Consider the following 25,365-nt stretch of genomic DNA (forward strand, 5'->3'; position numbering starts at 1 on the left):
TCCTGTTATGGTTCGATTGCTCTTTGGTAACTTGCCTTACCTTATTCTGGTTGGTCAACCTTGCACCAGGCTTGCCACCTGTCCTGGGGATTCCCCCAAGAGCTTCCGGGTAGAAAAATCGTGTTTCCGCTTGTGCTTACACCCGGATGTAATAATAGGTTTGGTAGAATCTACCGATAAATTTTTTCTAATTCTGTTCCGCCCCCACGTGATGGGAGCCGGATCGGTCTCGGCGAGCATGCATCGACACTCCTTCCTCGCGCTACCTGACTCCTCCTTCCGCCTCATTCGCCGGGGCCTGCGCTTGTTTGCGCCGGCCATCTGCGTAGCGGTGATGGCCGGCTGCGCGACCAAGGGGACGCAAACCTCTGCCTACGATTCCGAAATCGATCCTTACGAAACGGAATGGGTCGCCACCTCGGATGACCCGATCGGCCTGCTGGTCACCCATAAAATCAAACGCGAACGGCAACGCCAGGCGCAAGCCCCTTTTGCCAGCGACAGCGCCCTGGTGGCCGAAGCCCTCAATCAATTGGGTGTGCGCTATCGTTTCGGCGGCAGCTCCCCGGCTACCGGTTTTGATTGCAGCGGCTTGGTCGCCTATTCCGTTGAGCGCTCGCTCGGCCTGAAAGTTCCGCGCAACGCGGCGGATATCGCCCGGCAGGCCACGGTCATCGATCGCAAGGAACTGCGCCCCGGCGATCTGGTGTTCTTCAATACCTTGGGCCGCCGCTATTCGCACGTGGGCATTTACATGGGCGAGAATCGTTTCGTCCATTCGCCCAGCGCCGGCGGAGTCGTCCGTGTCGAGAACATGACCTTGGCTTACTGGTCCAAGCGTTTCAATGGTGCCCGCCGTCTCGATGGCAGCCTGTTGGCATCTGCACGCGCCTCCAACGACTGAACCTCCAGCGTCCCCGATACCCGACGCCGGCCTTGCCGGCGTTTTTATTTGGCACACCGGCAGTAAAAAAAACGCCCCAAAAAGGGGCGCCTAAACCGGGCGGCAAAGCCGCCACTTCAGCTCAAGACTGTCGGCGCATCTCGTAGATGCTGCCGGCCGCAGGCCGCGGTGAGAAAAGATGGGGCATGGCTGAACTCAGTGTCGGGTCATTTTCTTTTCGCAGCCTTGGTTGCAGAGGCCGCATTGCTGCAAGGCCTGCTGCATGCTGCACACCGAGCGCCGACAAGCGACGACTTTGATGCCCCCACGCTGGGCGGCATTGCGGAAGGTCTTCATGACGTTATGGCCCAGAAAATCGGTCAGCAAAATGACCAACTGCGTACCCGAAGGCAATTGCAGCGTCTTTTTCTGATGCGAAGGATCACGCCCACTGATGTGATGCGTAATCGAAATATTGTGCCCCTTCAGAAGATCCGGGATATTGCCCAGTCGGTCAGCACCGACCACCACCGCGCTCAAGCCTGCCACCATGATTCACCTCATCGGTTGTTGCGTCTTTGGTAATGATAATGATTCCTATTGTTTAGTCAAATCAAATGAGAGTCATTCTTATTTAATTATTTTTATCGGCTCGCCTCCATACATAGCTTTCTTGAGCACGCGCGATCCCTTTGCCGCAAAAAGGCAAAAAAAAAGGTTCATCGAGGAATACCGGGGAATGCAGACCGTATCTTGAGGAAGAAGTACTCCTGATCGCGGTAGCCGTAGGCGCGGCGCTTGATGACTTTGATGGTGTTGTTGATGCCCTCGACGATGCTGGTGTTGAGCCGGTGGCGACAGCGAGACAGAATCCCGTGCAGATAGGCTTTTAGCTTGAGCGCGAAGTGAGCCAAGGCGGCGATGCCGCTGCCCTGAGCCTGTTGCAGCCAGTGATCCCATGCCTGGCGGGCGTAGCCGGGGTGTTGGTAGAACCACAGCTGTTTGAGCTCATCGCGCATCAGATAAGCGGTGAGCAAGGGCTGGTTGGCCTGGAGCAACTCGTCCAACTTTACCGATTGGCACGGATCGAGGTTTTTGCGATTGCGCAGCAGTAGCCAGCGACTGGACTTGATCACCCGGCGGGCCGGCTTGTCGTGCCGCAACTGGTTCGCTTGGTCTACACGCACCCGGTCTATCACTTCACGGCCGTACTTGGCCACGACGTGGAACAGGTCGTAGACGATCTCGGCGTTGGGGCAGTTGGCCTGGATCTCCAGCTCATAGGCCGTCGTCATGTCGATCGCTACGGCCCGGATCTGCTGGGCAACCCCAGTTGGCAGTTGTTCGAAGAAGGCTCTGGCCGTCTCGCGCGAGCGGCCATCACCGATCCATAGCACCTGACGGCGGATCGGATCGACAACGACCGTGGCATAACGATGGCCCTTGTGTAGAGCGAACTCGTCCATCGCTAGGTAGTGGATCTGGCTCCAGTCCGGCTCTTGGATCGCCCGTCGCAGCAGGGCCTTGTCCAGCGCCTTGACCGTGTGCCAACCCAGTTGGAAGAAGCGCGCCACGGCCAGAATGTTGCTGGACTCAAGCAACTGGCTGACCGCCTCGGCCAGCCGGTCGGTCACTCGCTGGTAACGGCCCAGCCAGCTCAGCCTCTCCAGATGCGGTCCACCGCACTGCTCGCACCAGACCCGCCGACGCGGCACTACCAGCGTCACTCGCAGCGCCATTAGCGGCAGATCCCGCACCCGGCGCGTGGTCGTCTCATGCACCTGCCGACATCGGTTGCCGCAGTGCTCGCAGTGCATCGTTCGCGCTGAAGGCTTCAGGTAAATCGTGACCGTCCGGCTCTCACCTTCAGGCCACACGACCCGCTCCACCCGATAACCTTCCCACCCACCCAACCTCTCGATCGTCTTGCGGTCCAGCATGATCCCGGCCTTGATCCTTGAAAAATCAAGGATCAAGCGTAACGGCAATCAAGCACGGCTCCACGCTATTCCGCGATGAACCAAAAAAAACCGCCCGGCAGGGGCGGCTTGCGGCGGCACGAAGACTTAACGGGGCAGACCCTGAACAGCCTCGGTCACGACTTGGCGCGTAAGCGAGGGCGCCAACATCTCCAGGAAGGTGTAGACATAGTCGCGCAGGAATACGCCCGACTTCACACCCACGCGCGTGGTATGCGTGCCGAACAGATGCCCCACCGGCAGTCCGACCAAATTGCTATCGCGCCGTGGGTCATAGGCGACCCCGGCGATGATGCCTATCCCCAGGCCAACATCCACATACGTCTTGATGACGTCGGCATCGATGGCCTCCAGCACGATGTCAGGGTGAATCGCCTGATTGGCAAAAACCTCATCTATGGTGCTGCGGCCCGTAAATGCCCGGTCGTAGGTCACGATGGGGTACTCCGCCAGTTGGGCCAGGCTCAGCCGTTTGGCTTCGGACGACTTCAAGTCGGCCAAGGGGTGGTCGGGCCGGACCACAACGGTATGTTCCCAAGCGTAGACCGGCAGCGTCGCCAGGCCAGGAGTCAGCGCCAGCGACTCGGTTGCCAGAGCCAGATCGGCTTGCTCGTGCAGCACCATCTCGGCCAACTGCGCCGGACTGCCTTCGGCCAACGAAAGGTGAACCTTGGGAAACTGTTTACGGAAGGCAGGAATGACGCGCGGCAAGAGATAGCGCGCCTGCGTGTGCGTACAAGCGATCACCAACCCGCCCTCGTCGCGCCGGGCAAACTCATCACTGACTTTCTTCAAATTATCGACCTCACGCATGATGCGGTCGATGACCTGCGAGACGGCAAGACCTGGTTTGGTCAAACATTTGATGCGTTTGCCGTGGCGCTCGAAAATTTTTATGCCCAGTTCATCCTCGAACTCGATGATGGCCTTGGAGACGCCAGGCTGGGAGGTGTAGAGCATGCGCGCGGCTTCAGTGAGGTTGAAGTCACGGCGGATGGTTTCGCGCACAAAACGGAATTGCTGGAGGTTCATGGTGGCCCCTATTCGTGCAGCTTATTATAAGTAATATAAGAACCATCCCATATTACTTATACGAATAAGCTTGTGCACTGGCACGCAGGGCTGTCGGCGCGACACCCCCTCCCGAATCCGTAGACTCGATTCGGGAGAGGTAACGCCACCAGAGGATCAACGCATCGTGATGGTCGTATTGACAGAACGCCCGTGCGCCGACCAGCGCGCGGTAATCGTCTTGGTCTGCGTCCAGAACTGCACGGCCTGCTTGCCGTTGGGACCGAGATCGCCCAGCTTGGAACCACGCGAACCGGTAAAACTGAACCAGGCCACGGGCACCGGGATGGGAATATTGATGCCTACCTGACCGACATCGATATTATTCTGGAAATAGCGCGCCGCGCCGCCGTCCTGAGTGAACAAGGCCACGCCGTTGCCGTTGGGGTTCCGGTTGACGAAAGCTACGGCCTCTTCCAGCGTCTCCACACCGACCACGCACAGTACCGGGCCGAAGACCTCCTCCCGATAGATCGTCATCGCCTCAGTCACGCCGTCGAAAATGGTCGGCCCCACGAAGTTGCCCTGGCCATACCCTTGCACCTCGACTCCGCGCCCGTCGAGCAACAGCTTGGCGCCCTCCTCGACGCCTTTCTGAATCAGGCTTTCGACGCGTTGGCGAGCATTGACCGACACCAGCGGCCCGAGATCGGCCTGCCGGTCAGTGCCCACATTGACCTTGAGCTTCTTGGAGCGCTCCACGAAATCAGGCAACCAATTCCGCGCCTCGCCGACCAGCACGGCAACAGAGGTGGCCATGCAACGCTGTCCGGCCGCGCCAAACGCCGCTCCTATCAGTTGATTGAGCGCCACTTCGGGATCGGCGTCGGGCAGCACGACGCAATGATTCTTGGCGCCCATCATGGACTGGCAACGCTTGCCGGCCTTGGAGGCGCGGTCATAGATCTCAGAGCCCACTCGCGTCGAACCAATGAAGGACACCGCTTTGATATCGGGGTGCTCGCACAGGCCATTGGCGATATCGGGGCCGCCGTGCACCACGTTGAGCACGCCTGGCGGCAGCCCCGCCTCCAGTGCCAGATAAAGCGATGTGGTGGGATCCTGCTCGGAGGGTTTGAGCACAAAGGTATTACCGCAAGACACGGCGATGGGAAACATGAAGCAAGGCAGCATCACCGGAAAATTGAAGGCCGTGATACCAGCACAAACGCCCAGCGGCTGAATCAGAGTGTAGACATCGATGCCAGAGGCAGCGTTCTCGGCGTATTCGCCCAGTTGCAGGCTGGCAATCGAGCACGCGTGCTCGACGACCTCCAACCCGCGCCCGACCTCGCCCTCGGCGTCAGGCAGCGTCTTACCGTGCTCGCGCGTGATCATCTCGGCAAGCTTGGAAGTGTTGTCACGCAGCAATTGCTGAAACTTCAGCATGATGCGCATGCGCTGACCCTGTCCCGCGTTGCGCCAGGTCTGGAAGGCCTCCTTGGCATTGGCCACGGCTTGGTCCAGTTCCTCGCGCGTGGCAAAAGGCACCTGGGCCACGACTTGCTGCGTGGCCGGATTGATGACATCACGCCACTGCGTGCTCTTGGACTGCACCAATTTGCCGCCGATCAGTAACGGCACGCGGGGGACTTCGCTCATTGCTTGCTCCTCAGACTGCTTAGATAGGCGGCCCGCAGGCCGCGCCTGTTGACGGATTTGCGATCAGTGCTTGACCAATGGGCAGCTCGAATCGGCCAGTGGCTGAAAGGCTTCGGCGGCGGGAATCGTCGCCACCAGTTTGGAATAATCCCAGCCGCCCTTGGAGTCGGCCGGCTTCTTGACCTCATAGAGGTACATGTCGTGAATCACACGTCCATCGGGGCGGATGGACGCGTTGCGCATAATGGGGTCCTTGATCGGCAATTCACGCATCTTGGCGGCCACCACCTTGCCATCCGTGCTGCCAGCAGCGGCCACGGCACGCAGGTAATGCAATACGCTTGAATAGACTCCGGCCTGCGTCATGGTGGGCTTCAGACCACGGAAGGCTTTCTCGAAACGCGCGGACCACTGCCGGGAGGCATCGTCGTAATCCCAGTAGAACCCGTCGACGTAGGCAAGCCCCTGGGCATTCTCCAGCCCCAGCGCTCGCAGATCCGACAGGAAAATCAGCAACGAAACCAGCCGCTGCCCGCCGTCGACGATGCCGAACTCGCGTGCCTGCTTGACGGCGTTGACCGTATCCTGGCCGCCATTGGCCAGAGCCACCACCTGGGCCTTGGAGCTTTGTGCCTGCAACAGATACGAGGCGAAATCCGGCGCATTGAGCGGATGGCGAACGCTGCCAGCTACGGTGCCGCCAAGCGACTTCACGGCTTTGGCAGTATCGGCCTCCAATGAGTGCCCGAAGGCATAATCCACCGTCACGAAATACCAGGACTTCCCACCGGCCTTGACCGTGGCCTTGGCACCGCCGGCAGACTGCGAGTACGTGTCGAACATCCAATGAAAGCCGACCGGCGAGCATTCTTTGTTCGTCAGCGCGGTTGTGGCCGGACCGGAAAACATCACCACCTTGTTCTTTTCCCGCGCGATACCCTGCACGGCCAACGCAACGGCTGAATTGGTCAGGTCGGCAATGGCAGTCACACCGTCCCGGTCAAACCACTCACGGGCCCGCGCCGCGCCCACATCCGCCTTGTTCTGGTTGTCAGCGGAGACCAGCTCAATCTTCATGCCCTTGCATTCGGCGGCCAAGCAATCGTCGATGGCCAATTGCGCCGCTGCGACCGACCCGGCCCCACCCATGGCCGCGTAGGTCCCCGACATATCTGTCAATACACCGATTTTGACCGGCGGCTTATCCGCCGCCATGGCTTGCCCTACCAGCAAAGCACCCAGGCACAGGCCAGCGGCCTTTGCGCACGCATGCATCGTCATGAACTTGTCTCCTGTGTTTTTTTTGGCCAACCGTCCTCGAAGGCGGTAGCTCAGGCTAGTGTAGATGTGTGAAAATCCACAAGCAACACCACAAAATGCACATGTCTTGTGCATAAATACACAACAAAACAGCCTCGCCACGGGAAGCCATTTCGCCATGCTCGACTGGGACAGTCTGCGTTACTTTCTTGAGGTGGCACGCAGCCAGCGGGTCAGTGCCGCGGCCCGCACCTTGGGGGTCGAACACACCACCGTGGCGCGCCGCATCCGCGCTCTGGAAGCCGAACTGGGCAGTTTGCTGTTTGAGAAGTCGCGCAGTGCCGGCTTTGTATTGACCGACGACGGGCACCGGCTCTTTGTCCATGCCGAACAACTGGAAAGCACCATGCACAGCGCGCGCGAGAGTCTTTCGGGCATCGGGCAGGCACTATCGGGCCATATCCGCATCGGTGCGACCGAAGGTTTCGGCAGCTACGTCGTCACCCCCCTGGCCGCGGACTTCCAGCGCCGATATCCCCATATCACGCTGGATATTCTGCCCGTGCCGCGCTTTGTCAGCCTATCCAAGCGCGAAGCGGATCTGGCCATTACCATCGAGCGGCCACAACGTGGTCCCTATATATGCAGCCGCCTATGCGATTACACGCTGATGCTCTACGGTACGCCGCAATACCTCGCGCGCCATCCGCATATCGGTTCGCGCACGGACCTCGCCGGCCACAGCTTTATCGGCTACGTAGACGAACTGCTTTTTAGCGAACGATTGTGATACCTGGAAGACTTACTGCCCAATAGCCGGGTCGTGCTGCGCAGCACCAGTGTAGTAGCGCAATACCACGCCGCCCTGCAAGGCCAGTCGTTGGCGATTCTGCCGTGCTTCATTGCCGCGCAAGATCCCAGGCTTACTCCTGTATTGAGCGCAGAGGTGGCCATCACGCGCAGCTTCTGGATGTATTGCCACGAAGATCTCTACCGCCTCAAGCGGGTCAGTCTGCTGTGGGACTTCATGCGCGAAGCCGCCGAGCGCAACCAGGCGCTGTTTGCCGGCAGGGCCGGCGAACTGATCACCGACGGAGTGTGATCTGCGGCCTACGCGGCTTTCGCAGGCTTGGGCGCTTTCACGCGCAGCCGCCTGTAGAGCAAGAAAATCGTCAGGGCCAGCACGATGGCGTGGATCACCCAGACCCCAATGCCAAAGGGCAGTTTTCCGCTACTGATCCAGGCGCGCGACAAGTTGATGAGGTTCATGTAGAACAGGCCCACTAGCCCGGCGATCAGAAAATCCCCCGAGCGGCCCAGGCGGGGATTGACCGCGCCTAGCGGAATGGCCAGCAATGCCAGATTCAGGGCCGCCAGCGGCATGGAAACCCGCCACATGATCTGTGACCATGAACTATTCGTGTTGTCTTGCATCAATTGCGTCGTGGAACGCGCCTTGCTCGAGCGTTCGGCCGCCGCTCGCGCCTCGGCGATGGGATCATCGCCCGCCTTGCTTTCAAGGCGGATGCCGTACTCTTCAAAATTTGTCAGGCGGACCTCGGGCGTGCCGGGTTTGAGGTCGTACCGATGGCCACCCGACAGCACCAGGAACCGATCGCCATTGTCCAGCGTTTCGCCACAGGCGCTCTTGGCCGTCAGCACACTGAACCACTCGGGATCGATCGCCCGAGCAAATACCGCTCCCAATTCGTCGCGCGGATTGACGGGGTCCTCAGTGAAGAAAACCCTATCTCCGCGCCCCGACTCGGCAAACTGACCCGCCGCCACCTTGGACAGATCAGAGCGCTGCTCGAAGCGTTCGCGATACTCGCCAATCTGGCGATAGGCCCATGGCGAGGCCACCAGCGTCAAACCAGCCACCACGGCCGCGATCGGCACGGCCACGCGCAGCACGGGCCGTAGCCAGTCAGCCAGCGACAGGCCGCTGGCGAACCAGACCACCATTTCGGATTCGCGATAGTTGCGGGTGACGGTAGTCAGCACCGCAATGAACAAGGACACCGCCAGAATGGTCGGCAACGCCGTAATAGTGGAAAACGCCGCCAGGCCGAGCACCACGTCGGCACCGATGGACCCGCCCGCGGCCTCGCCCAGCAAGCGCACCAGCAGAACGCTCAGCCACACTACTACTAGAGTGGAAAACACCACGCCGGCGTGACTTGTAATCTCGCTGACGACAGACCGTTTGAATAGAGACATGTGAGAATATGCGGGATAATCGTCCGCAACGTGCGACGCACTCGGGAAATCTTCATGGAATTTAGCACACAGACCACTGCTTCCCTGCACCAGATCAAGACTGCGGCATTGGCCGTGGGCGTCTACGCCGATGGCGTACTCAGCCCCGCCGCCGAACTGATCGACCGGGCGAGCAATGGCGCTATCCGCGCCGTCACCAAAACCGAGTTCCGCGGCCGTGCTGGCAGCGTCCTGGTGCTACGCAACCTGACTGCCGTGGCAGCGCAGCGCGTCATCCTCGTCGGTCTTGGCAAACAGGAAGAATACAACGCCCGCGCCCACAGCGGCGCCGAACAGGCTTTTGCCGCCTATTGCGTAAACGCCCAACTGGCCGAAGGGGTGTCGACGCTCGTTGCGCTGCCGATCGACACCCTCGGTCTGCGCGATCGTGCCCGGGCCGCGGCGATTGCCGCTGGCCAGGCCACCTACCACTACGACGCCACGTTCGGCAAAGCCGATCGCGACGCCCGCCCCAAACTCAAGAAGATCACGCAGATCGTCGAGCGCGCCGACACGGCACAGACTCAACTGGGTCTGCGCGAAGGTCAGGCCATCGCCAATGGCATGGAGCTGGCGCGTACGCTGGGGAACCTGCCCGGCAATATCTGCACCCCCACCTACCTGGGCGAGACTGCTCGCAAGCTGGCCCGCGACTTCAAAACCCTTATCAAGGTCGACGTCCTGGATCGCAAGCAGATCGAGGCGCTGGGCATGGGTTCGTTCCTGTCGGTGGCACGCGGCTCCGAAGAACCGCTGCGCTTTATCGTGCTGCGGTACAACGGCAAGCCGGTTGCCGCCAAGAAGGCCAAAGCCGCTGCGGGTCCCGTGGTTCTCGTGGGCAAGGGCATCACCTTCGATGCCGGCGGCATATCGCTCAAGCCTGCCGCCACCATGGACGAGATGAAATACGACATGTGCGGCGGAGCCAGCGTGCTGGGCACCTTCCGCGCCCTGGGCGAATTGGCCCCGGCCATGGAGGTCGTCGGTCTGGTCGCCGCCTGCGAAAATCTCCCCAGCGGCAAGGCCAACAAGCCTGGCGATGTGGTAACCAGCATGTCGGGCCAGACGATCGAGATCCTCAATACCGACGCCGAAGGCCGCCTGGTGCTGTGCGACGCGCTGACTTACGCCGAACGCTTCAAGCCGTCCGCGGTGATCGACATCGCCACCCTGACCGGCGCCTGCGTCGTTGCGTTGGGTAGCGTAAACAGCGGCCTGTTCTCCAAGAATGACGCACTGGCCGATGCTCTGCTGGCGGCCGGCCGCCAGGCACAAGACCCTGTCTGGCGCATGCCGCTGGACGACGCCTACCAGGAGCAGCTCAAGTCCAACTTTGCCGACATCGCCAATATCGGCGGGCCCCAGGCTGGCGCGGTTACTGCCGCCTGCTTTCTGTCCCGATTCACCAAAGCCTATCCCTGGGCCCATCTGGACATCGCTGGCACGGCCTGGCGAGGCGGCAAGGACAAAGGCGCAACGGGTCGCCCTGTACCTCTGTTGATGCAGTACCTGCTCAACACCAACGACTGACGGACCACCCTGCCCGCATGACCCGGATCGATTTCGCTTTTGGTGCCCCGGACCGTTTGCGGGCAGCGTGCCAGACAGCGCGCAAGCGCTTTCTGGCTGGCCAGCGGCTCGTCGTCTATTGCGCTGACGCGAACCGCCTGACGGCTTTCGATCGGATGCTCTGGGCGTTCGACGACACCGCTTTCGTGCCGCACGTGTTGGCCCAGGATGCACTGGCGGCCGACACGCCCGTGGTGCTCACCGCCGCCGACCCCACCCAAGCCCTGACGCTCGCGCCCCAAGCCTGGCTGCTCAACCTGGACGATGCCTGCCCGCCGAATTACGCAGGGTTCGCGCGCGTGCTCGAGATCGTCTCGGCCAGTCCTGAAGACAAGGCCGCAGCGCGCGCACGCTGGCGCGACTATGTGTCTGCCGGACATCAACCACAAAGCCACGACCTGAGCCGTGGTGCTTAAGCGGCACACCGTCCTGCCATGCCTGCTCCTTACACTGATCCCGGTATCCCGACCCTGACCGAGCGGCTCGACGAGCCCCATCCGGCCTCGCAAGATGAGCCGCCCGACCCGGCGTCAGATCCGGTACTACGGGCTTTGCTGCAGGCCGAGCTTGAACAGGCTATCGATCAGGCAGCCAATCAAGCCGCGGCCGACATGCGCGCCCGCCTGGAGGCCGAATTACCCGGTATTGTCGAGCGCGCCATGCAGCGCCTTCGGCCGGGCTGACCCTGATTTCCCCGACTGGATTTTTCAGGAAACCGTCAGGTATGCTGTCATTCTAAGTACTATCAGGCGAACCTCGCCAAACAGGAGTCCACATGAGCGAATACCGTCCGTCCCCCTTTAATCGTTCCGGCCCCATTGCCGGCGCGCCGGGCGAAGTCGTCCGCAAACAGGTATTGCGTAATACCTACTGGCTGCTCGCCCTGTCCCTGATCCCCACCGTGCTGGGCGCGGCGGTCGGCCTGTACACCGGCATCAACCGAGTCATGGGCGCCAGCCCCGGGATGTCGGCCATTATTTTCCTGGTCGGTGCCTTCGGCCTGATGTTCGCGATCGAGAAAAACAAAAACAGTTCGCTGGGCGTGGTGTTGTTGCTTGCTTTCACCTTCTTCATGGGCGTCATGCTCTCGAGGCTGCTGGGCTTCGTACTCGGTCTTGGCAATGGTTCGCAGCTCGTCATGATGGCGTTTGGCGGTACCGCCGTCGTCTTCGGCACCATGGCGACACTGGCCACCACCATCAAACGCGATCTCTCGAGCATGCAGAAGTGGTTGTTCACGGGCGCTGTGGTCATCATCCTAGCCGCCCTGGCCAATATCTTTCTGCAACTGCCTGCGCTGATGTTGACCATCTCCGTTCTGGCCATTGTCATCTTCTCGGCCTTCATGCTGGTGGACTTGCAGCGTGTGGTCAACGGCGGTGAAACCAATTACGTGACAGCTACGCTGGCCATCTACCTGGATGTGTACAACGTGTTCTCCAATCTGCTGATGCTGCTGGGTATCTTCGGCGGCAACCGCGATTGATCGGGGTGCATGTTCCCCGGGCCTGAAAACCGGCCCAAACCCGCCTACGCAGGCGGTTTTTTTTCTGCCCGCGTCGAGCCCGTCAGAGATGGGGCTGAATCTCATCACAAGAAGGCTAAAATGGCGCGCGTGGCCTCACAGACCCCTATTGGATATTGGGCCCGCCTCTGTGCTTGAAGATGCGGATCCGACGCACGGCACGGGTCGTTTATCCATGTGAGTCCACGTTTGGTTTCCTCCGTCATCCTGGGCATGCTTTGCCTGCATCTGTTCTGTTTCTGCCTCATGTTCAGGCTGATCAGCGCCCGATTGCATTGCAAAAAAAAGGTTCATCGCGGAATAGCGTGGAGCCGTGCTTGATTGCCGTTACGCTTGATCCTTGATTTTTCAAGGATCAAGGCCGGGATCATGCTGGACCGCAAGACGATCGAGAGGTTGGGTGGGTGGGAAGGTTATCGGGTGGAGCGGGTCGTGTGGCCTGAAGGTGAGAGCCGGACGGTCACGATTTACCTGAAGCCTTCAGCGCGAACGATGCACTGCGAGCACTGCGGCAACCGATGTCGGCAGGTGCATGAGACGACCACGCGCCGGGTGCGGGATCTGCCGCTAATGGCGCTGCGAGTGACGCTGGTAGTGCCGCGTCGGCGGGTCTGGTGCGAGCAGTGCGGTGGACCGCATCTGGAGAGGCTGAGCTGGCTGGGCCGTTACCAGCGAGTGACCGACCGGCTGGCCGAGGCGGTCAGCCAGTTGCTTGAGTCCAGCAACATTCTGGCCGTGGCGCGCTTCTTCCAACTGGGTTGGCACACGGTCAAGGCGCTGGACAAGGCCCTGCTGCGACGGGCGATCCAAGAGCCGGACTGGAGCCAGATCCACTACCTAGCGATGGACGAGTTCGCTCTACACAAGGGCCATCGTTATGCCACGGTCGTTGTCGATCCGATCCGCCGTCAGGTGCTATGGATCGGTGATGGCCGCTCGCGCGAGACGGCCAGAGCCTTCTTCGAACAACTGCCAACTGGGGTTGCCCAGCAGATCCGGGCCGTAGCGATCGACATGACGACGGCCTATGAGCTGGAGATCCAGGCCAACTGCCCCAACGCCGAGATCGTCTACGACCTGTTCCACGTCGTGGCCAAGTACGGCCGTGAAGTGATAGACCGGGTGCGTGTAGACCAAGCGAACCAGTTGCGGCACGACAAGCCGGCCCGCCGGGTGATCAAGTCCAGTCGCTGGCTACTGCTGCGCAATCGCAAAAACCTCGATCCGTGCCAATCGGTAAAGTTGGACGAGTTGCTCCAGGCCAACCAGCCCTTGCTCACCGCTTATCTGATGCGCGATGAGCTCAAACAGCTGTGGTTCTACCAACACCCCGGCTACGCCCGCCAGGCATGGGATCACTGGCTGCAACAGGCTCAGGGCAGCGGCATCGCCGCCTTGGCTCACTTCGCGCTCAAGCTAAAAGCCTATCTGCACGGGATTCTGTCTCGCTGTCGCCACCGGCTCAACACCAGCATCGTCGAGGGCATCAACAACACCATCAAAGTCATCAAACGCCGCGCCTACGGCTACCGCGATCAGGAGTACTTCTTCCTCAAGATCCGGTCTGCATTCCCCGGTATTCCTCGATGAACCAAAAAAATGGGGCTGGAGGTATTCGCGTTTGGCAACCTCATGCTTGGCTGTGCCTATGTGCTGCAGTTGCTCGGCCACTCGTCAGACGGGTTGGTTCTCAGCCTGGTCAACCATACACTGACGCTTTGCGCTCCTGTGGCCTATTTGCTGGGCGCCATGCGGTTCTTCAATCGCCCGACCGCCGTCCGCAAACCGTTGCTGATCCTGGCATTGCTGTACACGGCAGCTCAGTTGGCGGTTCAGACAGCATGGGGGACAGAAGCGCGCCACGCTCTGTTGGCAGGATCCTGTGCCCTGCTCTTTCTGGGAATGTCCCTCGCGGCCCTGCGCGGCATGAGAACCTACGCCCGGGACATGCCTGTAGAAATGGCTATCTTCGCGGCCCTGATCGCTGGTATCTGCGTACTCAATGCCGCCAAGCTGGTCATGATCCTCAGCGCAGGGTTGCTCGATATGGGCAGCCGCTTCCAGATGGTGTTCTATCTGTATATGTCGTTTCTCGGCACCGTACTGCCGCCGGCCACGGTCTGGCTGGTACTGCGACGCCTGACCGACGAACTGCAAACACTGGCCACCCGCGACCCGCTGACCGGGCTTCTGAATCGCCGCGGACTGACGGATTCACTGGCCGCCCACTTCCGTTCGCGCCACGCCGCGCCCGTGCAGCTGCTGATGATGGATATCGATCACTTCAAGCAGATCAATGACACCTACGGCCATCTGGTCGGCGACAGTGTGCTGAGCCATATCGGCGAGGTGCTAACCGCGACGGCTCCGAAAACGAATCTGATATGTCGGATGGGTGGGGAGGAGTTCATCATTATCTGCATGCAGCCGGAGCAGTCCGCCATGCGCCTGGCCGAGGATATCCGTCTGGCCATCGCCCGCCTTGCCATACGGACCAGCAACCCCCAGGAGTACATCCGCTGTACGGCGACCATCGCCGTTTCCAGACCGTTTCATGAGGCGCTTGCATTGGATCATGCCTTGCAGGATGCTGACCTCGCGCTTTATCGCGGCAAGACATCTGGACGCAATCGTGTCGAAACTGTGCGGCCTGACGCTGCTACCCCGGCAGACACGATACAGACGGCCTGAGTCGGGCCGTCCAAGCCAGGCATCAAAGCCGCTGCAACTCCATCAGCACACGCCGGGTCGCAAGCGGACGGCCAACCAGGTGAGTCTCCAGACGCTCGCGCAGATCGCGCCGCAGATCCGGCTCGATGCTCAGGTCATTGAAATCCGGCTCCTGATCGTCGATCCCGTATCCGGTTTCACGCAGCAAAATCCATTCGAAACGGCGCAATGCCCCAGCGGCTCTCGAACCCCCGGCTAATTGCTGCAAGGCCGTTTCGTAAGCATCGAACAAAAGGGGATGTGCGTCTTCGCGCGGCAATAGCCGCAGCAGCAGCTCATTCAGATACCAGGCGGACATCAGTGATGCGCCGCCCAGCGGGTGCATCCCGGCGACCTCGGCGCGCATCAATGTTTTGACCTCGCCCGCGCCAGTCCAGGACATCAACAGCGGCTGAAAGGCCGACAGTACAGGCCGCAATACGGAATAAGGCCTCTTGGCGCCCTTGGCGACGAGAGCCACGCAGCCGTGATCGCGAGAAAAAGCCTGGACGATGAGCGAAGTTTCGCGCCACGCCGTGGCGTGGAGCATATAGGCACGATTATCGTGAACGCGCTGAGCGCGCTTACTCATAACCCAGATCGCGCAACGCACCCTCGCGATCCGACCAGCCTTTGCGCACCTTGATATACACCTCCAGATGCACTGGCTTGTCCAGTAGCTTGGCGATATCCTGGCGCGCTTCAGTGGCGATGCGCTTCATGTGCTGGCCGCCCGAGCCCAACAGAATGGGACGATGGCTGTCGCGTTCGACCACGACGCAGGCCGCGATGCGTGCATGCGCGTCGCTCTCTTCCCATTGCTCGATGACGACCGTACAGCCGTAAGGCAGTTCGTCGCCGACCAGACGGAAAATCTTTTCGCGCACGAGCTCAGCGGCGATGAAACGCATAGAGCGGTCCGTCAGCGTGTCCTCTTCGAACATGGCCTCGCCTTCCGGCAGGCGCTGGGCAATTTCTGCCAGTAACTGATCGAGCTGCTGATTCTTGGTGGCGCTTACCGGCACCACCGCGCCGTAGGGATGCTGCGCCATGATTTTGGCCACGAAGGGGAAGAGATCGTCACGATTTTTCAGCGCATCGATCTTGCTGATGGCCAGTATCGTGCGCTCGGCCTTGGGCAGCAAGGGCAAAAGCTTGGCGTCCCCCTCAGACCACTTTCCGGCTTCCACCACGTGCACGACCACATCGACATCGGCCAGGGCCTGCGTCACGACGCGATTCATCATGCGGTTCATAGCGCCGCCGTGACGGGTCTGAAATCCCGGCGTGTCGACGAAGACAAACTGTTCATGCTCGCGCGTGAGCACACCATGAATGCGGTGCCGGGTGGTCTGCGCCTTGCGCGAGACGATAGAAATCTTGGAACCGATCAGGGCGTTGGTCAGGGTGGACTTGCCCACATTGGGGCGGCCCACGATAGCGACGAAGCCGGTACGAAAAGCTTGGGAACTCATTTAACCTCTTGAGCCACTGCCACCGGCAGCGACAGTTGTGCCGTCTTGCGCGCGCGGCCGCCTTTGCGCGCGACTCGCGGACTGACCGCCTGGGCGGCCTCCAGGGCCAGCTTGGCGGCGGATTGTTCGGCGGCACGGCGGCTTGCGCCACCGGCCGTCACCTTGATTTCGAGAGCTGGAATAGCGCACTCCACCTCGAACTGCTGACTGTGCGCGGCCCCGTGCGTAGCGACCACGGTGTAAATGGGCAAGGCCATCTTACGGCCCTGCAAGAACTCCTGCAGCAGCGTCTTGGCGTCCTTGCCAAGGGTCTGCGGATCGACGCTGGCGAGCACCGGGTCGTACTGGCGCTCGATCACCGTACGCGCTGCGGCGAACCCGGCGTCGAGAAACACGGCGCCAAACAATGCCTCGACCGTGTCGGCAAGGATGGACGGGCGTCGAAATCCTCCGCTCTTCAACTCGCCTTCTCCGAGACGCAGATAAAGCGACAAATCGAGGCGCTGCGCGATATCGGCCAGCGACGCCTGCTTGACGAGGTTGGCGCGCACGCGCGACAAATCGCCTTCGTCCAGCTTGGCATAACGCTCGAACAGCATGGCGGCGACGACGAAGTTCAGTACGGAGTCGCCGAGAAACTCCAGGCGCTCGTTGTGGCGCGCACCGTGGCTACGGTGCGTGAGCGCCTGCTCAAGCAATGCCTGATCGCCAAAATGATGACCGAGGCGGGTTTCCAGCGTGGCTAAGGACATGACTATCAGTGAAAACGGCCTATACGGCTCAAGTCGCCAAAATTCATCCAGACAAAGAATGCCTTGCCAACGATATTACTGTCAGGAACAAAACCCCAGTAACGGCTATCGGCACTATTGTCACGGTTATCACCCATGGCGAAGTACTGGCCTTCGGGTACCTTGCAGCGTACTCCATTGCGCAAGTACTGGCAGTTCTCCATGTTGGGAAATTTCCAGATTGGCCCAAAATCCTGGAATTTGTTTTCATCCAGCAGTATTTTGTGCTCAACGCCTCCTAATTTCTCTTTATATTGAGCCACATAGGACACGCGATCCGGCTCAAAATAATCGCCATCACGCACGTGAGGGACCAGTTCGCCGTTGATGTATAGCTTTTTGTCCAGGTAGGCAACCTCATCGCCAGGCAGCCCGACGATGCGCTTGATGTAATCCACATCAGGATCTACCGGATAACGGAACACCACCACATCGCCACGTTGCGGCGAACCCAGATCAATCACCTTCTTGTCGATGACCGGCAAGCGTATGCCGTAGCCGAATTTGTTCACCAGGATGAGATCGCCCGATTGCAAGGTGGGCAACATTGAACCCGAAGGGATGCGGAAGGGTTCGACCACAAAGGAGCGCAATACGAACACGAAGAGAATGACCGGAAAAAAACTTACGGCGTACTCGATCCACCAGGGCATCTTGTTGGCCTGATCGACGGCATCCTGGCGCAAACGCTCGGCCTCTGCCGGGTCGCTGATACCGGCGGCCTGCACCTGCTCGGCCGCGGCCTGGGCGCGACGCCTGCGCGCCTTGCGCCAGATCAGCAGATCCAGCGCCCAGATCACGCCGGTCACGACCAACAGCACAAAAAGGATGAGGGCAAAATTCCAGCTCATTGTCTCTACCGCCTATACGGTTGCTACTTGTCTTCGACTTGCAGAATGGCCAGAAAGGCCTCTTGCGGGATCTCGACCGTGCCGACCTGCTTCATGCGTTTCTTGCCGGCCTTCTGCTTTTCCAGCAGTTTTTTCTTGCGGCTGATATCGCCGCCATAGCACTTGGCCAGCACGTTCTTGCGCAATGCCTTGACGTTCTCGCGAGCGATCACTTCCGCACCGATAGCGGCTTGAATGGCCACGTCATACATTTGACGGGGGATGAGCTCACGCATGCGCGAGACAACCTCGCGCGCACGATAGCGCGCATTGGAGCGGTGAACGATCATCGCCAGGGCGTCGACCCGGTCGCTGTTGATCAGCAAGTCCACTTTGACCACGTCCGCGGATCGGTACTCCAGGAATTCATAGTCCATGGAGGCATAGCCGCGCGAGACCGACTTCAAGCGGTCGAAGAAGTCCAACACGATCTCGGCCAGCGGAATCTCATAGGTCAAATGCACCTGGCGTCCGTGGTAGGTCATGTTGATCTGCGTGCCGCGCTTGTTGTTGCACAGCGTCATGACCGGCCCCACATACTCCTGGGGCATGAACAAGGTGACCTTGACGATGGGTTCTCGAATATCGGCAATCTTGCCCACGTCAGGCATGCGCGACGGGCTTTCGATGGTCAGCACCGTGCCATCGCGCTCCTGAACCTCATAGACCACCGACGGCGCGGTGGTGATGATGTCCATGTCAAACTCGCGCTCGAGCCGCTCCTGCACGATTTCCATGTGCAGCAGGCCCAGAAAGCCGCAGCGAAAGCCAAACCCCAAGGCTTGCAAGACTTCCGGCTCGAACATCAGCGCCGCGTCGTTGAGCTTGAGTTTCTCCAGCGAATCACGCAACTGATCGTATTCGGAGCTCTCGACCGGATACAGACCGGCGAACACCTGCGGCTGGACCTCTTTGAAGCCAGGCAACGGTTCGGTTGCCGGCTTGCCGGCCAGGGTAATCGTATCGCCCACCTTGGCATTGGCCAGCTCTTTGATGCCCGCGATGACAAAACCCACTTCGCCCGCGGACAGATGGGGGCGTTGCTGCGATTTGGGCGTAAACACCCCTGTCTGCTCGCACAGATGCGTCGCGCCCGAAGCCATCAGCAGAATCTTGTCCTTGGGCCGCAGCACGCCGTTGACGATACGCACCAACATCACCACGCCGACGTAGTTGTCGAACCATGAGTCAATGATGAGGGCCTGCAATGGCGCCGCTGGGTCGCCCTTGGGCGGCGGCACACGCGCGACGACCATTTCCAGGATCTCGTCGATCCCCATCCCTGTCTTGGCACTGGCCAGCACGGCATCCGTGGCATCGATGCCAATCACATCCTCGACTTCCTGGCGCGCACCATCTGGATCGGCCTGGGGCAGGTCCATCTTGTTCAGGACCGCCAGCACCTCAACGCCAAGATCGATGGCGGTATAACAGTTGGCCACGGTCTGCGCCTCTACGCCCTGCGAGGCATCGACCACCAGCAGCGCCCCCTCACATGCTGACAGCGAGCGGCTGACCTCGTAGGAGAAGTCCACATGCCCCGGTGTGTCGATCAGGTTGAGGTTGTAGATCTTGCCGTCCTGAGCCTTGTACTGCAGCGCCGCAGTCTGCGCCTTGATCGTTATGCCGCGCTCGCGCTCGATATCCATCGAGTCCAACACCTGAGCTGACATTTCGCGATCCGCCAGGCCGCCACAACGGTGAATGAGGCGGTCGGCCAATGTCGATTTGCCATGGTCGATGTGGGCAATGATGGAAAAGTTACGGATATGCTGCATAGATGAAATTATAAAATAGGGACGTAGCACAGACCGAGGGCCGCGACAGGCGGCAGCGCGGGCACGCCTAGCTGTGAACTGTCAATAGGTTGTATTCGTCCAGGTTGAGTCTGGAGATGGGTACAGCGCGCCCGATGCCTTGGTGGGGTCGATGCCAGTTGTAGTGGTGTAGCCAGGATTTCATGGCATCGGCTCGGTGTTGGGAGTTCTGGTAGGTGTGAGCGTAAGCCCACTCACGCAAGGCCGACTGGATGAAGCGTTCGGCCTTGCCATTGGTCTGTGGGCGGTAAGGTCGGGTAAAGCGGTGCTTGATGCCCAGCTCATGGCACAGCGCGGCGAAGGCGCGGCTGCGAAAGGCCGAGCCATTGTCGGTGAGCAAGCGCTGGATGGTCACGCCCAGGCGCTGGTAGTAGGCCACTGCGTCCTTGAGGAACTGGACGGCGCTGGGGAAGCGCTCGTCGGGGTGGATGTCGGTGAAGGCCACGCGGGCGTGGTCATCGATGGCCACGAAGACGAAGTCCCAGCCGGCCCCCTCAACGGTATCGCGTCGGTTGCCCGTGACCCGGTGGCCAGGGCGCTGGATACGTCCCAGCTTCTTGATGTCGATGTGCAGCAGATCGCCGGGGGCCTGATGCTCGTAGCGCACCACCGGCTCGGCCGGCTCCAGGTCGGCCAGGTGCGACAGACCGGCGCGGGCCAGGACGCGGCTGACGGTGCTGGCTGACACGCCCAGCGCCTGGGCGATGCGCGCTTGGGTCAGCCGCTTGCGGCGCAGCTCCACGATAGCCAGCGCCTTGGCCGGCGCAATCGCTCGGGGCGAGACCGTCGGGCGCGAGGACGCATCGGCCAAGCCCGCCTGGCCCTGAGCCAGGAAGCGGCCCAGCCATTTGCGCACAGTCGGCGCGGTGACCCCATAGGCGCGGGCCGCTTCAGGCACACAAACTTGATGGGCGATCAATTGCTGGACCATTTCGAGTCGACGTAGGAAGGTCAATCGGGCATGCTTATGGGTGTTCATCCGGCCGGGCTCCTTGAGTGAACTGGGGGGTTGGCGATTTCCAGTTTCTCAAATCCGGTTCGGATGAACCATGCATACAACCTATTGAATCTTCACACCTAGCGGCAGCGCCAAAATAAGAGGGGGCGCCATGCGCCCCCTCTTGCGGCAACCAGCCATTTTAGCCGGTCTTGGCTTTTATTTGGTTCATCGAGGAATACCGGGGAATGCAGACCGGATCTTGAGGAAGAAGTACTTCTGATCGCGGTAGCCGTAGGCGCGGCGCTTGATGACTTTGATGGTGTTGTTGATGCCCTCGACGATGCTGGTGTTGAGCCGGTGGCGACAGCAAGACAGAATCCCGTGCAGATAGGCTTTTAGCTTGAGCGCGAAGTGAGCCAAGGCGGCGATGCCGCTGCCCTGAGCCTGTTGCAGCCAGTGATCCCATGCCTGGCGGGCGTAGCCGGGGTGTTGGTAGAACCACAGCTGTTTGAGCTCATCGCGCATCAGATAAGCGGTGAGCAAGGGCTGGTTGGCCTGGAGCAACTCGTCCAACTTTACCGATTGGCACGGATCGAGGTTTTTGCGATTGCGCAGCAGTAGCCAGCGACTGGACTTGATCACCCGGCGGGCCGGCTTGTCGTGCCGCAACTGGTTCGCTTGGTCTACACGCACCCGGTCTATCACTTCACGGCCGTACTTGGCCACGACGTGGAACAGGTCGTAGACGATCTCGGCGTTGGGGCAGTTGGCCTGGATCTCCAGCTCATAGGCCGTCGTCATGTCGATCGCTACGGCCCGGATCTGCTGGGCAACCCCAGTTGGCAGTTGTTCGAAGAAGGCTCTGGCCGTCTCGCGCGAGCGGCCATCACCGATCCATAGCACCTGACGGCGGATCGGATCGACAACGACCGTGGCATAACGATGGCCCTTGTGTAGAGCGAACTCGTCCATCGCTAGGTAGTGGATCTGGCTCCAGTCCGGCTCTTGGATCGCCCGTCGCAGCAGGGCCTTGTCCAGCGCCTTGACCGTGTGCCAACCCAGTTGGAAGAAGCGCGCCACGGCCAGAATGTTGCTGGACTCAAGCAACTGGCTGACCGCCTCGGCCAGCCGGTCGGTCACTCGCTGGTAACGGCCCAGCCAGCTCAGCCTCTCCAGATGCGGTCCACCGCACTGCTCGCACCAGACCCGCCGACGCGGCACTACCAGCGTCACTCGCAGCGCCATTAGCGGCAGATCCCGCACCCGGCGCGTGGTCGTCTCATGCACCTGCCGACATCGGTTGCCGCAGTGCTCGCAGTGCATCGTTCGCGCTGAAGGCTTCAGGTAAATCGTGACCGTCCGGCTCTCACCTTCAGGCCACACGACCCGCTCCACCCGATAACCTTCCCACCCACCCAACCTCTCGATCGTCTTGCGGTCCAGCATGATCCCGGCCTTGATCCTTGAAAAATCAAGGATCAAGCGTAACGGCAATCAAGCACGGCTCCACGCTATTCCGCGATGAACCTTTTATTTGCTGGAAGGCTGCACCGCTACCCATTGGCTTTGATCGCCGCGGCGAACCAGCAGACCCACGGTCTTGCCCTTGTCGAGCTTGCCTACCGCCTTGGCGAACTGAGCAGCATTGACCACATCGACATCATTGATGGCCAACACGATGTCGCCTTCTTGCAGGCCCGCCGAAGCCGCGGCGCCTTCGGCGGCACGCACCAGCACACCGCCCTTGATGCGCAGCTTCTTCTGCGTATCAGCGGGCACGTCCGTCACGCTCAGGCCGAGATGATTGTCAACCGCAGGAGCGGCATCCTTGCCGCCCTTGCCTGCCGCAGCGGTCTGCTCAACCTTGAGCTCGGCAACCTTGACATCCAGGGTCACCGTCTTACCCTTGCGCCAGACTTTCAGCTTGCCCGTAGCGTCCGGCTTGGTATCGCCCACCACACGCGGCAGATCCGACCAACGCTTGATGGCCTGATCATTGAACTTCAGGATGACGTCGCCAGGTTGGACGCCGGCCTTGTCGGCAGGACCATCAGGCTCGACGCTGCTGACCAAGGCGCCTTCGGCGCGCGGCAGACCGATAGCCTCGGCCACGTCCTTACCCACCTCACCGATCTGCACACCGATGCGGCCGCGCGTGACCTTACCGGTCGTGCGCAGTTGATCCACCACACGCATTGCTTCATCGATGGGAATGGCCAGGGAAATACCCATGAAGCCACCGCTACGCGAAATAATCTGCGAATTGATGCCGACCACATCGCCTTGCATGTTCAACAACGGACCACCCGAGTTACCCGGATTCACGGCCACGTCCGTCTGAATGAAAGGCAGATACTCGCCGGTGTCGCGGCCGATGGCGCTGACGATACCGGAAGTCACCGTGGAGTCCAGACCGAACGGCGAACCGATGGCCAGTACCCACTGCCCCTTCTTGAGCTTCTTCGTGTCACCGACCGGCAACGCCGTCATGCCCTTGGCGTCGATCTTGATGAGGGCCACGTCGGTGCGCTCATCCGAACCGATGACCTTGGCCTTGAACTCACGGCCGTCGGTCAGCGTAACGATAATGTCGGCCGCATCGCTGATGACGTGATTGTTCGTCATGATGTAGCCGTCATCGGAGATGAAGAAGCCCGACCCCACGCCACGCGGCACGGTACGCTCCTCTCCCTGAGGCTGCGGCTGTTGCCGGCGCTGTCCAGGGGCCGCGCCAGGCGGCTGGAAATCCGGCCCAAAGAACCAGCGAAACAGTTCGTAGGGGTCGCCGCCACCGCCTGCGCCACCAGGGCCGCCAGGGCCACCGCGTGCGGGAACGGTTGCTGTGGTGCGAATGTTGACGACGGCCGGCTCGGCTTTTTCAACGATGGAGGTGAAATCTGGCAACACTCCACCGGCAACCGGGGTTTGCGCGTGAGCAACCAGCGGGGCCTGCGCCAGCGTCAACGCCGCCCCCATCATCAGGGCAGCAAAGAGGCGGCGAACATACAGGGTGGACGAATCGTTTTTTTTCATGTGAGAGCTCCGGAAAGACTCCTGACCTTTATCAGGTTTCTTATTTAGACGACGATACGGGCACGTATTCCGTAGCTTGAGCCAAACTCTCCAACGTTGCCGCGGGGACTTCGCCCAACACCGTCATCCAATAGTCCGCAATGCGGGTTCCATAGATGTTGATGGCGCCATGCTGGACAAGCCCAGCAGGTGTATGTTGGTGGCGAGATCCGTCATAAGGTTCAATAAAAACAGAAATTGCCGCCAAACCATCTGACAACACAACCTGGCTAACCGTTCCCTTGCCGATCTGTCTTGCAACCTGCATGACCACAACAAAACCTTCCGGCGCAGGGATACGCCACCCCTGAGCGGCCAGGTCGACCGGCTTCATATCGGCTTCCATCACTCGCCAATCGCGGGTGTCCCAGCGCGAATTGAGCAATCCGGCGTCAACGTCGCCCCCGACACGCAAGGACGAGAACGACACCTGCTCCACCACGCCACGTTTGCCGTCTATGGTTTGCGCCTTGAGCAACAGATTGGTGTCGACATCGGCGCACAGTTGATAGCCATAACGCATGGTGTCGCGCGGCTCTATCGTGATCAGACGACACTGACGATCTGCGACCCGATGCAACTTGGACTCGGCACGTACGACGTAGTGATCGGCAAGGTCTTTGGGATCACCCAGCAACAAACCCGGAAAACGATCGCCGCGACGGCGCTCCAGCAATACGGTTTTGTGCTCGGGAATCAGGCACTGCACATCTTCGTTGTGCCGCAGATATTCTCGCGGCTGGCCATCAAGGATCTCCAGACGCTCGCGTTCGCCGGTCCCGTCGATGAGGTGCACCAGGCGCGACGACTGCATGGTATCGCCCTGCTGATACATGAACACGCCCGCATAATCCTGCGAACGTGCGGCCTGCTGGATATTGGCCAGCAACTTGACCGGATCGTCGGCGGCCGTCTCCGCCCGGGCAGCAGCCGACCACGCCAGCACACCGCAAAACACCACGGCTGCCATACTTGCCCATTGCCGCTGGGGACGCGTCATGCGCCCGTCAGAGCACATGTCCTGCCGCCGTGCCATCAGCGTGCTCCGGTCTCGAACGAGACCTGCCGCACGGCGCTGGGGCCAGCCATCTGGCGGTGAGCCTCGAGGTAGTCGCGCAGGCCGGGATCATCGCGGCTGGCATCCGCCAACACGGGAGTCGACAGACTGGGGCCCGACGACACCAAGGGTTGCGCCACCCAGATCACCGTCGCCACGGCGGCAGCCACCGCCAGACCGGACAACCCAAATCGCAAAGGCGAACGGCGCCGTGGCGCGGCCACTATGGGCAACTCCGCATCCAGGGCGCGCGCCAATCGGGACTGGAAGTCCTTGCTCGGATTGATCACCAGATCGGAGCTGCGCAAGGCATCCCCGATCACATGGTAGCTGTCCCAGGTCTTACGACCCTGAGGGGACATCAGTTGATTCAAAAAGTCCTCTGATCCTTCTCCGTCCATCCAGGCGGAAACCGATTCCTCGAATGAGGCTTCGGCGATCACGGACTTGGCTGCTGTTTGCATGA

Annotated in this window: 23 protein-coding genes and 1 pseudogene; 8 read left to right on the forward strand and 16 right to left on the reverse strand. The window is 60.6% G+C overall.

The annotated features are described in order from the left end of the window. The first annotated feature begins 238 nt into the window (after window positions 1–238). The gene (locus LK440_RS12345) at window positions 239–904 is read left to right on the forward strand and encodes a C40 family peptidase (protein WP_005012247.1); all 666 of its coding nucleotides are present in this window, start codon (window positions 239–241) and stop codon (window positions 902–904) included. A gap of 195 nt (window positions 905–1,099) precedes the next feature. Here the strand turns inward: LK440_RS12345 and LK440_RS12350 are convergent, their stop codons facing one another. From LK440_RS12350 to LK440_RS12370, 5 genes are all read right to left on the reverse strand, one after another. Then, window positions 1,100–1,435: a DUF2325 domain-containing protein gene (locus LK440_RS12350; protein WP_005012244.1), complete on the reverse strand. Its 336-nt coding sequence runs from the start codon at window positions 1,433–1,435 to the stop codon at window positions 1,100–1,102. Between the two features lie 167 nt (window positions 1,436–1,602). Further along, a complete protein-coding gene (locus tag LK440_RS12355) occupies window positions 1,603–2,823 on the reverse strand; it encodes an ISL3 family transposase (protein WP_005011985.1) in 1,221 nt (406 codons plus the stop codon). Window positions 2,824–2,949: 126 nt separating this feature from the next. After that, complete coding sequence (locus LK440_RS12360) at window positions 2,950–3,894, reverse strand: CysB family HTH-type transcriptional regulator (RefSeq protein ID WP_005012240.1); 945 nt, start codon at window positions 3,892–3,894, stop codon at window positions 2,950–2,952. A 156-nt stretch (window positions 3,895–4,050) separates the two neighbouring features. Continuing rightward, entirely contained in the window at window positions 4,051–5,535 is a 1,485-nt protein-coding gene (locus tag LK440_RS12365; RefSeq protein ID WP_005012238.1) for a CoA-acylating methylmalonate-semialdehyde dehydrogenase, read from the reverse strand. A 63-nt stretch (window positions 5,536–5,598) separates the two neighbouring features. Beyond that, window positions 5,599–6,816, reverse strand: coding sequence for an ABC transporter substrate-binding protein (locus tag LK440_RS12370; protein ID WP_005012237.1), 1,218 nt, complete (start codon window positions 6,814–6,816; stop codon window positions 5,599–5,601). Between the two features lie 157 nt (window positions 6,817–6,973). On the opposite strand from LK440_RS12370, the pseudogene LK440_RS12375 reads away from it, so the two are divergent. Beyond that, window positions 6,974–7,897: pseudogene (locus LK440_RS12375) on the forward strand (LysR family transcriptional regulator). A gap of 8 nt (window positions 7,898–7,905) precedes the next feature. On the opposite strand, the gene lptF reads toward LK440_RS12375, so the two are convergent. Then, window positions 7,906–9,015 carry an LPS export ABC transporter permease LptF gene (lptF, locus tag LK440_RS12380; protein ID WP_025341346.1) on the reverse strand — a complete coding sequence of 370 codons (1,110 nt, stop codon included), beginning with the start codon at window positions 9,013–9,015 and terminating at the stop codon, window positions 7,906–7,908. Between the two features lie 54 nt (window positions 9,016–9,069). On the opposite strand from lptF, the gene LK440_RS12385 reads away from it, so the two are divergent. From LK440_RS12385 to LK440_RS12410, 6 genes are all read left to right on the forward strand, one after another. Beyond that, window positions 9,070–10,584, forward strand: a complete 1,515-nt coding sequence (locus LK440_RS12385) for a leucyl aminopeptidase (protein WP_005012229.1) — start codon at window positions 9,070–9,072, stop codon at window positions 10,582–10,584. Between the two features lie 17 nt (window positions 10,585–10,601). Beyond that, window positions 10,602–11,039 carry a DNA polymerase III subunit chi gene (locus LK440_RS12390; RefSeq protein ID WP_005012228.1) on the forward strand — a complete coding sequence of 146 codons (438 nt, stop codon included), beginning with the start codon at window positions 10,602–10,604 and terminating at the stop codon, window positions 11,037–11,039. An 18-nt stretch (window positions 11,040–11,057) separates the two neighbouring features. Further along, window positions 11,058–11,306, forward strand: a complete 249-nt coding sequence (locus LK440_RS12395; protein ID WP_005012227.1) for a hypothetical protein — start codon at window positions 11,058–11,060, stop codon at window positions 11,304–11,306. A 92-nt stretch (window positions 11,307–11,398) separates the two neighbouring features. Then, window positions 11,399–12,109, forward strand: a complete 711-nt coding sequence (locus LK440_RS12400; RefSeq protein WP_005012225.1) for a Bax inhibitor-1/YccA family protein — start codon at window positions 11,399–11,401, stop codon at window positions 12,107–12,109. A 408-nt stretch (window positions 12,110–12,517) separates the two neighbouring features. After that, window positions 12,518–13,738, forward strand: a complete 1,221-nt coding sequence (locus LK440_RS12405) for an ISL3 family transposase (RefSeq protein ID WP_005011985.1) — start codon at window positions 12,518–12,520, stop codon at window positions 13,736–13,738. Window positions 13,739–13,747: 9 nt separating this feature from the next. Then, the gene (locus LK440_RS12410) at window positions 13,748–14,839 is read left to right on the forward strand and encodes a GGDEF domain-containing protein (RefSeq protein ID WP_005012223.1); all 1,092 of its coding nucleotides are present in this window, start codon (window positions 13,748–13,750) and stop codon (window positions 14,837–14,839) included. A 22-nt stretch (window positions 14,840–14,861) separates the two neighbouring features. Here LK440_RS12410 and recO read toward each other — a convergent pair whose 3' ends face one another. From recO to LK440_RS12460, 10 genes are all read right to left on the reverse strand, one after another. Beyond that, window positions 14,862–15,449: a DNA repair protein RecO gene (gene recO / locus LK440_RS12415; RefSeq protein ID WP_005012220.1), complete on the reverse strand. Its 588-nt coding sequence runs from the start codon at window positions 15,447–15,449 to the stop codon at window positions 14,862–14,864. Beyond that, on the reverse strand, window positions 15,442–16,332 hold the full coding sequence (gene era / locus LK440_RS12420; RefSeq protein WP_005012216.1) for a GTPase Era: 891 nt from the start codon (window positions 16,330–16,332) through the stop codon (window positions 15,442–15,444). The genes recO and era overlap by 8 nt, the downstream gene beginning before the upstream one ends. Beyond that, window positions 16,329–17,084 (reverse strand): ribonuclease III, encoded by a 756-nt coding sequence (gene rnc, locus LK440_RS12425; RefSeq protein WP_005012212.1) that lies wholly within the window; start codon window positions 17,082–17,084, stop codon window positions 16,329–16,331. Before rnc ends, era begins: the two co-directional genes overlap by 4 nt. Before the next feature lie 5 nt (window positions 17,085–17,089). Then, entirely contained in the window at window positions 17,090–17,974 is an 885-nt protein-coding gene (gene lepB / locus LK440_RS12430) for a signal peptidase I (protein ID WP_005012210.1), read from the reverse strand. A 23-nt stretch (window positions 17,975–17,997) separates the two neighbouring features. Beyond that, entirely contained in the window at window positions 17,998–19,791 is a 1,794-nt protein-coding gene (lepA, locus tag LK440_RS12435) for a translation elongation factor 4 (protein ID WP_005012208.1), read from the reverse strand. A gap of 67 nt (window positions 19,792–19,858) precedes the next feature. Beyond that, window positions 19,859–20,809 carry an IS481-like element IS481 family transposase gene (locus tag LK440_RS12440; protein ID WP_005012067.1) on the reverse strand — a complete coding sequence of 317 codons (951 nt, stop codon included), beginning with the start codon at window positions 20,807–20,809 and terminating at the stop codon, window positions 19,859–19,861. 186 nt (window positions 20,810–20,995) lie between these two features. Beyond that, window positions 20,996–22,216 (reverse strand): ISL3 family transposase, encoded by a 1,221-nt coding sequence (locus tag LK440_RS12445; RefSeq protein WP_005012205.1) that lies wholly within the window; start codon window positions 22,214–22,216, stop codon window positions 20,996–20,998. Window positions 22,217–22,300: 84 nt separating this feature from the next. Beyond that, complete coding sequence (locus LK440_RS12450) at window positions 22,301–23,803, reverse strand: Do family serine endopeptidase (RefSeq protein WP_005012204.1); 1,503 nt, start codon at window positions 23,801–23,803, stop codon at window positions 22,301–22,303. A gap of 40 nt (window positions 23,804–23,843) precedes the next feature. Then, on the reverse strand, window positions 23,844–24,878 hold the full coding sequence (locus tag LK440_RS12455) for a MucB/RseB C-terminal domain-containing protein (RefSeq protein WP_005012197.1): 1,035 nt from the start codon (window positions 24,876–24,878) through the stop codon (window positions 23,844–23,846). Next, window positions 24,878–25,363 carry a sigma-E factor negative regulatory protein gene (locus LK440_RS12460; RefSeq protein ID WP_005012195.1) on the reverse strand — a complete coding sequence of 162 codons (486 nt, stop codon included), beginning with the start codon at window positions 25,361–25,363 and terminating at the stop codon, window positions 24,878–24,880. Before LK440_RS12460 ends, LK440_RS12455 begins: the two co-directional genes overlap by 1 nt. Window positions 25,364–25,365 lie beyond the last annotated feature (2 nt).

It is taken from the genome of Bordetella holmesii (assembly GCF_020735985.1).
GTDB lineage: Bacteria > Pseudomonadota > Gammaproteobacteria > Burkholderiales > Burkholderiaceae_B > Bordetella > Bordetella holmesii.